This window comes from Blastococcus sp. TF02-8 (assembly GCF_003319175.1).
Classification (GTDB): Bacteria; Actinomycetota; Actinomycetes; order Mycobacteriales; family Geodermatophilaceae; genus Blastococcus.
Genome location: NZ_QOHK01000001.1, coordinates 447,843 through 460,625, shown reverse-complemented (window position 1 = coordinate 460,625; position 12,783 = coordinate 447,843). Strand labels below are relative to the sequence as shown.

At 75.1% G+C, this 12,783-nt stretch carries 10 protein-coding genes; 4 read left to right on the top strand and 6 right to left on the bottom strand.

The genetic code is table 11. From position 1 onward, the window contains the following. Window positions 1–15 precede the first annotated feature (15 nt). Together DQ237_RS02155 and DQ237_RS02150 are read left to right on the top strand one after the other, a co-directional pair. Entirely contained in the window at window positions 16–1,611 is a 1,596-nt protein-coding gene (locus DQ237_RS02155; RefSeq protein ID WP_205730035.1) for an MDR family MFS transporter, read from the top strand. Between the two features lie 43 nt (window positions 1,612–1,654). Continuing rightward, a complete protein-coding gene (locus DQ237_RS02150) occupies window positions 1,655–2,278 on the top strand; it encodes an SGNH/GDSL hydrolase family protein (RefSeq protein ID WP_113796632.1) in 624 nt (207 codons plus the stop codon). Between the two features lie 3 nt (window positions 2,279–2,281). On the opposite strand, the gene DQ237_RS02145 is transcribed toward DQ237_RS02150, so the two are convergent. From DQ237_RS02145 to DQ237_RS02125, 5 genes are all read right to left on the bottom strand, one after another. Continuing rightward, window positions 2,282–3,445 carry a cation:proton antiporter gene (locus DQ237_RS02145; RefSeq protein ID WP_113796630.1) on the bottom strand — a complete coding sequence of 388 codons (1,164 nt, stop codon included), beginning with the start codon at window positions 3,443–3,445 and terminating at the stop codon, window positions 2,282–2,284. Window positions 3,446–3,451: 6 nt separating this feature from the next. Continuing rightward, a complete protein-coding gene (locus DQ237_RS02140; RefSeq protein ID WP_113796628.1) occupies window positions 3,452–3,937 on the bottom strand; it encodes a cation:proton antiporter regulatory subunit in 486 nt (161 codons plus the stop codon). 23 nt (window positions 3,938–3,960) lie between these two features. Then, on the bottom strand, window positions 3,961–6,816 hold the full coding sequence (locus tag DQ237_RS02135; protein WP_113797425.1) for an FAD-binding and (Fe-S)-binding domain-containing protein: 2,856 nt from the start codon (window positions 6,814–6,816) through the stop codon (window positions 3,961–3,963). A gap of 104 nt (window positions 6,817–6,920) precedes the next feature. Beyond that, window positions 6,921–7,322: a cupin domain-containing protein gene (locus tag DQ237_RS02130; protein ID WP_113796626.1), complete on the bottom strand. Its 402-nt coding sequence runs from the start codon at window positions 7,320–7,322 to the stop codon at window positions 6,921–6,923. 127 nt (window positions 7,323–7,449) lie between these two features. Then, complete coding sequence (locus DQ237_RS02125; RefSeq protein ID WP_147251720.1) at window positions 7,450–8,739, bottom strand: polysaccharide biosynthesis protein; 1,290 nt, start codon at window positions 8,737–8,739, stop codon at window positions 7,450–7,452. Window positions 8,740–8,807: 68 nt separating this feature from the next. On the opposite strand from DQ237_RS02125, the gene DQ237_RS19385 reads away from it, so the two are divergent. After that, on the top strand, window positions 8,808–10,541 hold the full coding sequence (locus DQ237_RS19385; RefSeq protein WP_147251719.1) for a hypothetical protein: 1,734 nt from the start codon (window positions 8,808–8,810) through the stop codon (window positions 10,539–10,541). Here DQ237_RS19385 and DQ237_RS02115 read toward each other — a convergent pair. After that, window positions 10,433–11,800 carry a glycosyltransferase family 4 protein gene (locus DQ237_RS02115; protein ID WP_205730034.1) on the bottom strand — a complete coding sequence of 456 codons (1,368 nt, stop codon included), beginning with the start codon at window positions 11,798–11,800 and terminating at the stop codon, window positions 10,433–10,435. The two genes, DQ237_RS19385 and DQ237_RS02115, sit on opposite strands and share 109 nt — an antisense overlap. A 68-nt stretch (window positions 11,801–11,868) precedes the next feature. Here DQ237_RS02115 and DQ237_RS02110 point away from each other — a divergent pair, with 68 nt between their 5' ends. Continuing rightward, window positions 11,869–12,636: a bifunctional 2-polyprenyl-6-hydroxyphenol methylase/3-demethylubiquinol 3-O-methyltransferase UbiG gene (locus tag DQ237_RS02110; protein ID WP_205730033.1), complete on the top strand. Its 768-nt coding sequence runs from the start codon at window positions 11,869–11,871 to the stop codon at window positions 12,634–12,636. Window positions 12,637–12,783: the final 147 nt, after the last annotated feature.

Sequence of the window (12,783 nt, the reverse complement as noted above, 5' to 3'; positions counted from 1 at the left end):
CGACCGAGGAGAACCGTGTCCACGTCCGTCGAACCCGCCGCTGCGGCGACCCCGTCCGCCGGGAACCCCGCGGTGGTCGCGCCGATGGCGCGCAAGGAGGTGCTGCAGGCACTCTCCGGGCTGTTCATGGGCATGTTCGTGGCCATCCTGGCCGCGACCATCGTGTCCAACGCGCTGCCGGTGATCATCCCCGAGATCGGCGGCAGCCAGTCGGTCTACACCTGGGTCGTCACCGCCGAGCTGCTGGCCATGACCGCCACCGTGCCGCTCTGGGGCAAGCTGGCCGACCTGTTCAGCCAGAAGCTGCTGCTGCAGCTCTCCTTCGCGCTCTTCGTGGCCGGATCGCTGCTGGCCGGCTTCGCGCAGGACACCACCATGCTGATCGTCGCCCGGGCGCTGCAGGGCATGGGCGCCGGCGGTCTCACCGCTCTGGTCCAGATCGTGATGGCCGCGATGATCCCGCCGCGGGAGCTCGGTCGGTACGCCGGTGTCTTCGGTGCGATCTTCGCCGTCGCCACGGTCGGCGGCCCGCTGATCGGCGGCGTCATCGTGGACACCGACTGGCTCGGCTGGCGGTTCTGCTTCCTGCTCGGCGTGCCCTTCACGCTCCTGGCGATGGTCCTGGTGCAGCGCACGCTGAAGCTGCCGGCCGTTCCGCGCCGCGACGTCTCCATCGACTGGTGGGGCGCGCTGCTCATCACCTCGGGCGTGAGCCTGCTGCTGGTGTGGATCACCTTCGCCGGCGACAGGTACGACTGGCTCTCCGTCCAGACCGCGCTCATGGTCGGCGGCACCGTGCTGCTCCTCGGCCTGGCCGTGCTGGTCGAGTCCCGCGTGCGCGAGCCGATCATCCCGCTCGACCTGTTCCGCAGCCGGACGGTCTCCCTCGCGGTGCTCGCCAGCGCCCTGGTCGGCGTGGCGATGTTCGGTGGCACGGTCTTCCTCGCGCAGTACCTGCAGGTCTCGCTCGGCTACTCGCCGACCGGGTCGGGCCTGATGACCCTGCCGCTGGTCGGCGGTCTGCTGGTCTCCTCCACCGTCGCCGGCGCGCTGATCACCAAGACCGGTCGCTGGAAGGGCTGGTTGGTCGGCGGCGCGGTGCTGATGACCATCGGCTTCGCGCTGTTCTCCACCATCGACGCGCAGACCTCGCCGTGGGTGCTCGGCCTCTTCATGGCCGTGCTCGGCGCCGGTGTGGGTGCCCTGATGCAGAACCTGGTGCTCGCCGCGCAGAACGACGTCCCGGCGCACGAGCTGGGCGCGGCCACCTCGGTGGTCTCGTTCTTCCGCAGCCTCGGCGGCACCATCGGCGTCAGCGCGCTGGGCGCGCTCCTGGCCACCGAGGTGGCCGAGGACCTCAGCGTGCTCGGCACCGCAGAGGGTTCGGGCGAGGCAGCGGCGCCGGACATGTCGCTGCTGCCGGCGCCGGTGCGCGAGCTGGTGCAGAACGCCTACGCCGACGCCACGGCAGAGCTGTTCCTCATCGCCACGCCGCTGGCCGCGCTGGCCCTGGTGGTCGTCCTCTTCATCAAGGAGAAGGCGCTGAAGACGACGTCGGGCGCGCAGCGCCTGGCCGAGGAGCAGGGCGCCGCGGCGCTGCCGCAGCACTGACCCGCGGGGCATAGGAGGGGCCACGGCCGGTGTTGATCCGGTCGTGGCCCCCTCTCGTCTCCGCCTGGCCGTCCTCGGCGACTCGATCGCCTACGGCACCGGCGCCTCCCGGGCCGAGGACACCCTCGGCCGCCGCCTGTCGACCGAGCTGAGCGCCGACGGGTTCGACGTCGACCTGCACGTGCTCGCCGTCCCCGGTGCGGTCTCCGCCGATCTCGCCGCCCAGGTGCGCCGGGCGCTCCCGCTGCGCCCCGACCTCGCGCTGGTCGTCATCGGGGCCAACGACCTGGCCCGCTTCGTGCCGCCCGCGCAGGCCACCGCCGCTCTGGGGGCCGCCGTGGCGGGGCTGCGCGCCGCCGGCACCGACGTCGTCGTGGTGCCGGCACCCGACATGTCCATGGTCCCGTTCGTGCCCCCGGCGCTGCGGTCGCTGGTGCGGGGTGCCAGCGCGGTGCTGCAGGAGGAGCAGCGGCGGGTGGCCGAGGCCGGCGGCGCCACCGTCGCGTCGGTCGCCGCCGAGATGGTCGGCGCGTTCACCACCGATCCCGGCATGTTCTCCGCCGACCGCTTCCACCCCTCCTCGGCCGGCTACGCACTGATCGCCGGTGTGCTCGCACCGCACGTCCTCTCCGTGGCCCGGGCCCGTCGGGACGACGCCGCCGCCTGACCGTCAGGCCGGCACGAAGGCAGTCCGCCGCAGCGCCACCGGTTCGGCGAACCGGGTGAGCAGGGGCCCGGCCACCGCGAGCACCAGCACGTACCCGGTCGCGACCGGCCCGACGTCGGCCAACCCGGCCGACACCGCGAGCCCGGCGATCACGACCGAGAACTCCCCGCGGGCCACCAGCGCCGTGCCGGCGCGCAGCCGGCCGGGGACGGCGACCCCGTCGCGGCGGGCGGCGAACCAGCCGGTGCCGACCTTGGTGAGGGTGGAGACCGCCGCCAGGGCGAGCGCGGCGGGAAGCACCGGCAGGATCGCCCCGGGATCGGTGGCGAAGCCGAAGGCGACGAAGAACAGCGCGGCGAACAGGTCGCGCAGCGGGGCGAGGATCGTCCGCGCCCGCTCGGCGAACGACGCGGGCAGCGCCAGCCCGACCAGGAACGCCCCCACGGCGGCCGAGGCGCCCATCGCCTGCGCGCCTCCGGCGACGAGCAGCGTGAGCCCGACCAGCCGCAGCAGCACCTGCTCGTCGTCGTCGTGGGTGAGCAGCCGGCCCAGCCGGTGACCGTGCCGTTGCGCCGCCACCAGGACCAGCGCGACCGCGCCGACGGCCAGCGCCATCCCGCCCAGCGCCGCCGCCGGGCCGTCGCCGGCGAGGGCGACGACCAGCAGGGGGAGGAACAGCGCCATCGCCAGGTCCTCGAGCACCAGGACGGCGAGCACAGCCGGCGTCTCGCGGTTGGCCAGGCGGCCCAGGTCGCCGAGGAGTCTGGCGACGATGCCGGAGGAGCTGATCCAGGTGACGCCGGCCAGCGCCAGCGCACCCTGCCACGGCAGGCCGAGCAGCAGCCCGGCGACGAAGCCCGGTGGCGCGTTGAGCACCAGGTCGACCACGCCGGACGGGGCGTGCCGGCGGAAGGAGCTGAACAGCTCGGTGGCGGAGAACTCCAGCCCCAGCGTGAGGAGCAGCAGCACCACGCCGATCTCGGCCGCGGCGCTGAGGAACGGCGCAGCCGTGTCCAGCGGGACGAGTCCGCCGTTGCCCACCGCCAGCGCGGCGACCAGGACGAACGGCACCGGTGAGAGGCCCAGGCGGCGGGCGATCAGGCCCAGCAGCGACAGCCCGGCGAACAGCAGCCCCAGCTCGACCAGCAGCGTGGCGACGTGGTCCACCTCGGCCTAGCCCCGGCCGGAGAGGCGGCGCTCGAGCTGGGCGAGCCCGGTGCCGGATCCGATCACCACCAGCACGTCACCGGCCTGCAGCACGTCCTCGGGCCCGGGGGAGGGGACGACGTCGGCGCCGCGGACCAGCGCCACGATGGAGCAGCCGGTGAGGGTGCGGGCCCGGGTGTCGCCGAGCGGGCGGCCCGCGAACGGCGACCCCTCGGCGATGGACAGCCGCGCCGACTCCAGCCCGGGCACCTCCTTGGAGAGGTCGGCGAACCGCTGGGTCAGCCGCGGTGCCCCGAGCACCTCGGCGACCGCGTCGGCCTCGTCCGGGCTGAGGCGGAACATGCCCTGTGCCCGGTCGGGGTCGCGCCGGTCGTAGACCGCGATCTCCGCGCCGCCGGTCCGCTGCACGACGATCCCGAGCACCTGACCGGAGCTGCAGCGCAGCTCGTAGCGCACGCCGACACCGGGCAGCAGGGTCTCCTCGAGGTCCACCCCGGCATCGTCGCAGACGGCGGTCAGGGCAGGCGGCCGGCCAGGAGCTCGGCGAGGTGCTGCCCGCGGCGGCCGGCCAGCTGGTCGAGCTGGGTGCGGCAGGAGAACCCGTCGGCCAGCACCACGGCGTCCTCGGGCAGGTCGCGGACCGCCGGGAGCAGCTGCTGCTCGGCGATGGTCACCGAGACGTCGTGGTGGCCCTTCTCCACGCCCCAGTTGCCGGCCAGCCCGCAGCAGCCGCCGAGCCGGGTGACCGTCGCGCCGGCCTTGCGGAGCAGGGCGGCGTCGGCCGACCAGCCCAGCACCGACGCGTGGTGGCAGTGCGGCTGGGCGACGATCTCCACCCCGGCCAGCGACGGCGGTTCCCAACCGGGGGTGGCGGCGAGGAGCTCGGCCAGCGTGCGCGTGCCCCGGGCGACCCGCTCGGCGGCGTCGCTCCCGACCAGCTCCAGCGACTCGCCGCGCAGGGCGGCCGTGCAGGAGGGCTCCACGCCGACCACCGGGATGCCGGCGTCCACCAGCGGCGCGAGCGTGTCGACGGTGTGCGCGAGCGTGGCGCGCGCGGTGTCGAGCTGGCCGGTGGTGATCCAGGTCAGCCCGCAGCAGGTGTCGGCGCCGGGCACCTGCACCCGGTAACCGGCGGCCTCCAGCACCCGGGCGACCGCGTGCGCCACCTCGGGGGCGAAGTGGTCGGTGAAGGAGTCCACCCAGAGGGCCACCGGGGCACCCCCGCCGGCCGGGACCGGGCGGGCGGCCCACTCGTCGCGGAAGGTCCGGGCCGCGAACGGCGGCACCTCGCGGCGCTGGTCCATGCCCGCGGACCACTTGGCGACCCGCCCGCCGAGGCGGGAGCGCAGCACCGCGTTCACCAGGCGGGGAGCGCGTGCGGCGAGGTCGGCCCAGAAGGGGAGCCGGCCCAGCGTGTAGTGGGCGCGGGGCCGCAGCCGCCGACGGTAGGACTGGTGCAGCACCTCGGCCTTGTAGGAGGCCATGTCGACACCGGTCGGGCAGTCGCGCGAGCAGCCCTTGCACGAGAGGCAGAGGTCCAGGGCGTCGTGCACCTCGGGGGAGCGCCAGTCGCGCACCGGCCCGCCGGGCGCCAGCATCTCCTGCAGCACGCGGGCGCGGCCCCGGGTGCTGTCCTTCTCCTCGCGGGTGGCCGGCCACGACGGGCACATCACCCCGCCGCTGGACTGCAGGTCGGCGCGGCACTTACCGACACCGGTGCACCGGTGAACGGCGGCGGAGAGGTCGCCGCCGTCGTGCCGGTAGGCCAGCGCCAGCCCCTCCCGCTTCCGGGGCGCGGCGGTCGCGCGGATGTCCTCGTCGAGGGGCAGCGGCCGCACGAGGACGCCCGGGTTCAGCACGTCGTCGGGGTCGAACACCGCTTTGACCTGCGCGAAGAGCGACAGTGCGGCGGGGGAGTACATCAGCGGGAGCAGCTCGCTGCGGGCGCGGCCGTCGCCGTGCTCGCCCGACAGCGACCCGCCGTAGCCGGCGACCAGCCCGGCGGCGTCGCGGACGAACGCGCGGTACCGGCCGCGGCCGCCGTCGGCGGAGTCCGGGCCGAACGGGAAGTCGATGCGGCCGTGCACGCACCCGTCGCCGAAGTGGCCGTACGGGACGCACTGGAGGCCGTGCTGGTCCAGCAGCGCGTCGAAGTCGCGGAGGTAGCTGCCCAGCTCCTGGACGGGGACGGCGGCGTCCTCCCATCCGGCATGCGCCGGGTGCCCGTCGGACGTGCGACCGGCCAGCCCCGCGCCGTCCTCGCGGATCCGCCAGATCGCCGCCGCCTCGGCCGGATCGGTGACCACCGACGAGTCCAGGGCGCCGGCGTCGGCCAGCACCCCGTGCGCCTTGGCCACGACCTCGGCCTCGCTGTCCCCGGTCAGCTCCACGACCAGCCAGGCATCGCCGCGCGGCAGGTCCGGCACGACCGCGGCGGGGACGTCCCGCAGCCGCTGCACCATGCGCGAGTCCAGCCCCTCCACGGCGGTCGGCTCGTGGGGGAGCAGTGCCGGGGTGGCGTCCGCGGCCTCCGGCATCGTCGGGTAGCCGAGGACGACGAGACCCCGCACGGGGGCGTCGGCGACGAGCCGGACCGTGGCGCCGAGGACGACGGCCAGCGTCCCCTCGCTGCCCACGAGCGCCCGGGCGACGTCGAAGCCGCGCTCGGGGAGCAGGTGCTCCAGCGAGTAGCCCGACACCTGGCGGCCGAAGCGGCCGAACTCGGTGCGCAGCGTGGCCAGCCCACCGCTGACGACGTCCTGGAGCGCGCCGAGCACGGGGGAGCCCTCGGACCCACCACCGGGCCCGACGCGCAGGCGCTCGCCGGTTCCGGTGACGACGTCGAGCGCCACCACGTTGTCCGACGTCCGGCCGTAGCCCAGGGCCCGCGAGCCGCAGGCGTTGTTGCCGATCATCCCGCCGACCGTGCAGCGGTTGTGCGTGCTCGGGTCGGGCCCGAAGCGCAGCCCGTGCGGGCGGGCGGCCGTCTGGAGGGCGGCCTGGACTATCCCCGGGTCGATGGTGGCGGTGCGCGCCTCCGCGTCGATCGCGTGCACCCGGCACAGGTGGCGGCTGGTGTCCAGGACGACGCCGGTGCCGACCGCGTTGCCCGCGATCGAGGTGCCCGCTCCTCGCGGGGTGAGCGGCACACCGAGGCGCCGGCACACCTCGAGGGTGGCGACGATCTCGTCGGCGTGGCGCGGGCGCACCACGGCCTGGGGGAGGACGCGGTACAGCGAGCCGTCGGAGGAGTACAGGGCGCGTGCCAGGCCGGAGTCGTCGACCTCCAGGCCGGCGCGGCGCAGCTCCTCACCTACGGCGCGCCCGGCCTCGACCGCAGCGGTGGAGACGGGGGCCGAGGGTGCGCTCATGCCGCCGAGTGTGGTCTGCGTCGCCTGGGAGCTCGCGACCGGACCCCGGACCCGCGTGTGGCCGGGCACCGACGTGCCCGGCCACACCCGTCGATCTCAGCGCCTCACTCGGTCGGAGGCTCGTCCTTGCCCTCTTCCTCGAGGCGGTCGGCCTCCTCCTTGGTCTTGTGCACGGCGCCGTCGGCGTGCTCCGGCGGGCCGTAGACCGTGTAGAGGATCAGCGGGTTCTCACCGGTGTTGACGAAGTTGTGCTTCGAGCCGGCGGGCACGACGACGAGGTCGCCCTGGGCCACGTTCTTCTCCGAGCCGGAGACGATCGCCTTCCCGGTCCCGCTCACGAAGGTGAGGATCTGGTCGATGTCCTCGTGGACCTCTTCGCCGATCTCACCGCCGGCGGGGATGGTCATGATGACCAGCTGCGTCTTCTTGCCGGTCCAGAGCACCCGACGGAAGTCGGGGCTCTTCTCGGCTTCGGTGGCGATCGTGTAGTGGATGACGGACGCCATGGGCGGGCGCTCCTCTCGTCTCGGGGCCGAGGATGCCGCCCGGTCGCGCGGACGCGTGCCGGGCGGGCGACACGGTCCTCCTGCCCTCATCGCGCGCCGGCTACTCCTGCGTCACCCGCGTTGTTGATCACGGACCGGTCGCGGGCACGATCCCGTCGGCGGTCATCGCCGGCACGGACCGGACCCGGCGGGAGCGGACCAGCCCGCAGGCGACGAGCGCGGCCGCGCTCAGCAGCGCGGTGCAGGCGAGGGAGAGCAGGGACAGCCGGCCCGTGGCCGCCAGCACCTCGACCACGACGGCCTCCACGGCGGCGGCCGACCAGACCGCGGCGGTGGCCAGCCGGTCCGACGCCGCGATCCCGGAGAAGAGCAGCAGCTGGGCCAGGGCGAGCAGCGTGCCCAGGGCGGCGAAGACCCAGGTCGCCGAGCCCAGGGTGTCGCCGTACGCGGAACCGCCGACGAGCGGCAGCGCGGCCTCCCCGACCAGCGCCGTGCCGAGGGTCAGCACGCCGCCGAGTCCGCCCACGGCGGCCAGCGCCGCAGGCAGGGCCCGCTGCCGGCCCGCGGCGTCGGCGAGCTTCGGCAGCAGGACCACGCCGACACCCTGCGGCAGCCAGAAGGCCACCTTGGTGAGGATGGCCGCCACCGCGTACTCCCCGCTGACCGCGGCCGGCAGGTGGTGGCGGGCCAGCAGCACGTCGAGGTTGAGCAGCACGGTGAAGCCGAGCAGCGCGCCGGCGGCGTGCAGGGCCGCGACCGAGACCGACCTCGTCCCCCGGGCGAGGCCCGGCCGGCCGGCGGTGAGCCAGCCGGCTCCTGCGGCCACCACCGCCGCCAGCGTCATCCCGGCCAGCGCGGCCGTGGTGGTCCCCCCGAGGAGCAGGCCCGCGACGCCGCCCAGGAGCTTGCCCACGCCGAACACCACCGTCACGAACGCCAGCCGGCGGTAGCGGCCGGCGCCCTGGAGGAGCCCCTGGTAGCCCTGCACCATGGTCTGCGGCAGCAGCAGGACCGCGAGCCACACCGCGGCGGTGGCCGCCGGCAGGTGCAGCCCCTCGACCAGCAGGGGCACGAGGACCAGCCCGAGCAGGGCCACCGCCAGGCCCAGCTGCGCGGTAGCGGCGTGCAGCCGGGCGACCGTGCGCTCGTCGCCGGCTCGCCCGCCGAGGTGCAGCGCGGCGGCGGTCTGCGCGCCGGATGCCGGGACCGAGCCGACCAGCAGGACGCTCAGCAGAGCGGCGAGCTCGCCGTACGCGGCCGGCGCCAGCAACCGCGCCGCGGCCACCGTGAAGACGTAGGCCAGCGCGTTGGCGCCCAGGAAGGCCACCGAGACGACCGCGGTGGCGCCCAGCAACCGGGACGGGGCGCGGTCGGCCGGACGCGGTCCGCGTCGGGTGCTCGATCGCAGTGCCCTCACCCCCTTACTCTGCGCAGGTCGGCCGGGACTCCCGGCATCGGGGTGTCGCGACGGGAGAACCGCAGCAGGTGGACGAACGCTGGACCCGCGCCGACGCGCGGCCGTGGCCGGCGCGGGTCCTGGCCCTGGTCGTCGCCCTGCTGGTCACCGGACCCGCGCTGGCGCCCGGTTTCGTGCTGCTCCGGGACATGGTGTTCGTCCCGCGCCAGGACCTCGACCTCGACGCGCTGGGGCTGGGCGGATCGCTGCCGCGCGCCGTCCCCGTCGATGCCGTCATGGGACTGGTCACCGGCGTGCTGCCCGGGGACTGGCTGCAGAAGCTGGTGCTGGTCGCGACCGTGTACTGCGCGGTGCTCGGCGCCGCACGGCTGGTCCCGCCGGGGCCGGACGGTCGACGGGGCGCGGCGGGGCTGGTGGCCGGCCTGGTCTACGGCTGGAGCCCCTACGTCGCCGAGCGGCTGCTGATCGGCCACTGGACCCTGCTCGTGGCCTACGCCGCGCTGCCGTGGATCGCGCGGGCCGCGCTGCGCGTGCGCGCCGGCGCACCGGGAGCGCTCCCGCGGCTGCTCGTGGCCTGCGCCCCGGCGGCGCTGTCGCCGACGGGGTCGCTGCTGGCCGGGGGCCTGGTCCTGGTGCTCGTCGGCCGGTCCCGCCTCCTGCTCGCCGGCGGTGGCGTCCTGGTGCTGTCGCTGCCCTGGATCGTCGCCGGCGTCCTCCATCCGGGGGGTGGGACGTCGGACCCCGCAGGCGTGGCCGCCTTCGCCACCCGCGGCGAGAACTGGGCCGGGCCGGTGCTCTCGGTACTGGGAACCGGTGGACTCTGGAACTCCGGCGCAGTGCCCGGCAGCCGCGCCTCGGTGCTCGCCCCGGTGCTGACCCTGGTGCTGGTGGCGGTCGCCGTCGCCGGCTGGGCTCCCCGCGAGGTCCGCACCGCGCCCGCCCGGGGACTCCTCGCCCTGGGTGGGGCAGGGGTGCTGCTCGCCTGTGCCGGAGTGCTCCCGGGGGCGACCGAGCTGGTCGAGGCGGCCGTGCGGTGGGTACCCGGCGCCGGGCTGCTGCGCGACGGCCAGAAGTGGGCCGCCTGGTGGGCGCTGCCCCTGGCCGCGGGTGCCGGGCTCGGCGCCCGCCGCATCGCCGCGGTGGTCGCCGCGCGTGGGGGCGCCCGCGTGCTCGGCGGCGTGGTGCTCGCCGGACTCGTCGCGGTACCGGTCGTGGCGCTGCCCGACCTGGCCTGGGGCGTCGGCGGACGGCTCCGGCCGGTCGACTACCCGCAGGACTGGCAACGGGTGCGCGAGGCGCTCGCCGATCGGGACGGGGACGTCCTCGTCCTGCCGTTCGGCGCGTACCGGGCGTTCGGCTGGAACGACGACCGCCCGCAGCTGGACCCGGCGTCGCGCTGGCTGCCCCGCCCCGTGGTGACCGACGACGCGCTCTTCGTCGGCGGGGTCGCCGTCGAGGGGGAGGACCCCCGGGCCCGACGGGCGGCCGCGGCCGCCGACGACCCGGCCCAGCTGGCCCGCCTGGGCATCGGCTGGGTGCTGGTCGAGCGGGGAACGCCCGGCCGGGCGGTGCCGGACGCCGTGGACGACCTGCCGGTGGTCGTGGACGGGGAGGAGCTGCGGCTGCACCGGGTTCCGGGAGCGGCTCCCTCGCCCTCGCCCTCGCCCGTTCGGGTTACCGCCGTAGGAGGGGCTCACGCGCTCGCGCTGGGAGTTTGCGGGGTGGCGGTGTTGTGGATCACCGCAACGGCCTCTACCGTGACGGGCCGTCGTCCTCCCTCATGGAAGCGAGTTCCTCGATGAAGACCCTGATCGCCGTTCTGCTGACCCTCGGGGGCGGTTCCGGTCTCGCCGTGGCCGCCGTCGCCGGTGTCCAGTCCGCTGTGAACCCGGACAACTCGATCCAGGAGACCGGTCAGGGGACGCCGAACGTCCTCGACTACGGCAAGCGCTGATCCCTCGGCCGCGGCGCGCAGCACGACGGCGAAGGCGGAGACGCTCGCCGGCCAGCTGAACGACGCCGCGTGCCGGGCGGCGGCGCGCCCCATCGCGTGGCGCGTCGCCTCCTCGGCCACCAGCCGCTCGACCGCGGCGGCGAACTCCTCCAGGTCCTCGACGAGCAGCCCCGTGCTGCCGTCGAGGACCGACTCGCACAGACCCCCGGCGGAGCGGTAGCCCACCGTCGGGACCTCGTGGTGCCCGGCCTCGCTGACCACCAGCCCCCACCCCTCCTTCACAGAGGGGCACAGGTGCACCCAGGCGCGGGCCAGCTCCTCGTGCTTGGCCTGCTCGTCGAGGAAGCCCTGGAACTCGACCAGGTCGGTGACGCCGAGCCGGTCCACCTCGGCACGCAGCTCCTCGCCCCACCAGCCCTCGCCGACGATCGAGAGGCGGATGTCGGGCCAGCGGTGCCGCAGCCGGGCCACGACCTCGACGGCGTGCTCCACCCGCTTGTGCGGGACCAGCCGCCCGAGCACCACCAGCCGCGGCGTCGGCGAGCGCTGCGCGTGCACCGCAGGTGCCGGCTCGATGCCGTTCGGCACGATCGTGAGGCGGTCGGCGTCGACGCCGAGGCCGATCAGCTCGTCGGCCGTGGCACGCGAGACCGTGACGTACCGCGACCGCCGGTAGAGCCAGGGGGCGACGCGCGACTCCAGCCACCAGCCGATCGCCCCACCGAACCGGCCGAAGACGATCGGCCACTGCTCGCGGTGCACGTGGTGCACCAGGTCGACGACGGGGGTGCGGCTCACCAGCGGGCTCAGGAAGGGCAGGCCGTTCTGGACGTCGACGACCAACCGCGGGCGGTGGCGGCGGACGAAGGCGGCCGCCTGCAGGTACACGGTGAACCGCCCGCCGCGGCGGACCACCCGGACGCCGTTCACGTCCTCCTCGGCCGGCGCCCGGTCGTGCGCGGCGCACAGCAACGTGACACGCAGCCCCGCCGCCGAGAGCCCCTCGGCCATGCGGTGCACGTACCGTTCGGAGCCCCCGCCCTCCGGGTGGCTGGAGTCCCGCCAGTTCACGAACAGGACGTCGATCTCCGCTGATCCACTGGGCACCGCGGGAGAGTACCTACCGGTACCAGCAATTCATCAGCACATTCACCATCTGGAAGGAGTGCCCGGAAATGGCACGCACGGCCACGTTGGGGCGGTCGATCGCCCTGTTCCGGGTGTTCCTGAGCGAGCAGACCGACCCGGACCTCTTCTACGGGGCCCTGGCGGAGGACTCGGTGGCGCAGCTCTCCGAGCACGTGCCGCTGGCCGGGACGACGGTGCTCGACGTCGGCGGGGGCCCGGGCTACTTCGCCGAGGAGTTCCGCCGCGCGGGGGCGCGCTACGTCGGGCTCGAACCGGACGCCGGGGAGATGGTGGCCCGCGGCGCTCCGGAACCGGGCACGCTGCGGGGCAGTGGTGAGGCCCTCCCGGTCCGCACGGCGGCGGTCGACGTCTGCTACTCGTCCAACGTCCTCGAGCACGTGGGACGGCCGTGGGTGATGGCCGAGGAGATGGTGCGGGTGACCCGTCCGGGCGGGACGGTCTACCTCTCCTACACGCCCTGGTGGTCCCCCCACGGCGGGCACGAGACCGGCCCGTGGCACTACCTGGGCGGCCGCTACGCGCGCCGGCGCTACCGCCGGCGCACCGGGCACGAACCGAAGAACAAGTTCGGCGAGAGCCTCTTCGCGGTCTCCGTGGGGGCCGGCCTGCGGTGGGCGCGGCGGTGCCCCGACGTCGACGTCGTCGCCACCTATCCGCGCTACCACCCCTGGTGGGCCCGCTGGGTGATCGCCGTCCCGCTGCTGCGCGAGCTGGTCAGCTGGAACGTCGTCCTGGTGCTCCGGCGGCGCGGTGCCGCCGCCCCGTCGACGCCCGTCGCTCACCCGCACGGGTGACGTCGAGGGGCCGGTACCCCGCCGTATCAGGCGTAATCCGCCCCACTGGTACGCGTTCGTACCAACCGCTATTGGTGCCGCAGCTACCGGCCAGTAGTGTTGCCGCGCCGTGACGGCGATGGGGCCGTCACGCACGACTGGAGGAGC

Coding starts and splice junctions, on each gene's coding strand:
- DQ237_RS02130 (WP_113796626.1), bottom strand. CDS start 7,322: ATGGCGTCCGTCATCCACTACACGATCGCCACCGAAGCCGAGAAGAGC.
- DQ237_RS02135 (WP_113797425.1), bottom strand. CDS start 6,816: ATGAGCGCACCCTCGGCCCCCGTCTCCACCGCTGCGGTCGAGGCCGGG.
- DQ237_RS02110 (WP_205730033.1), top strand. CDS start 11,869: ATGGCACGCACGGCCACGTTGGGGCGGTCGATCGCCCTGTTCCGGGTG.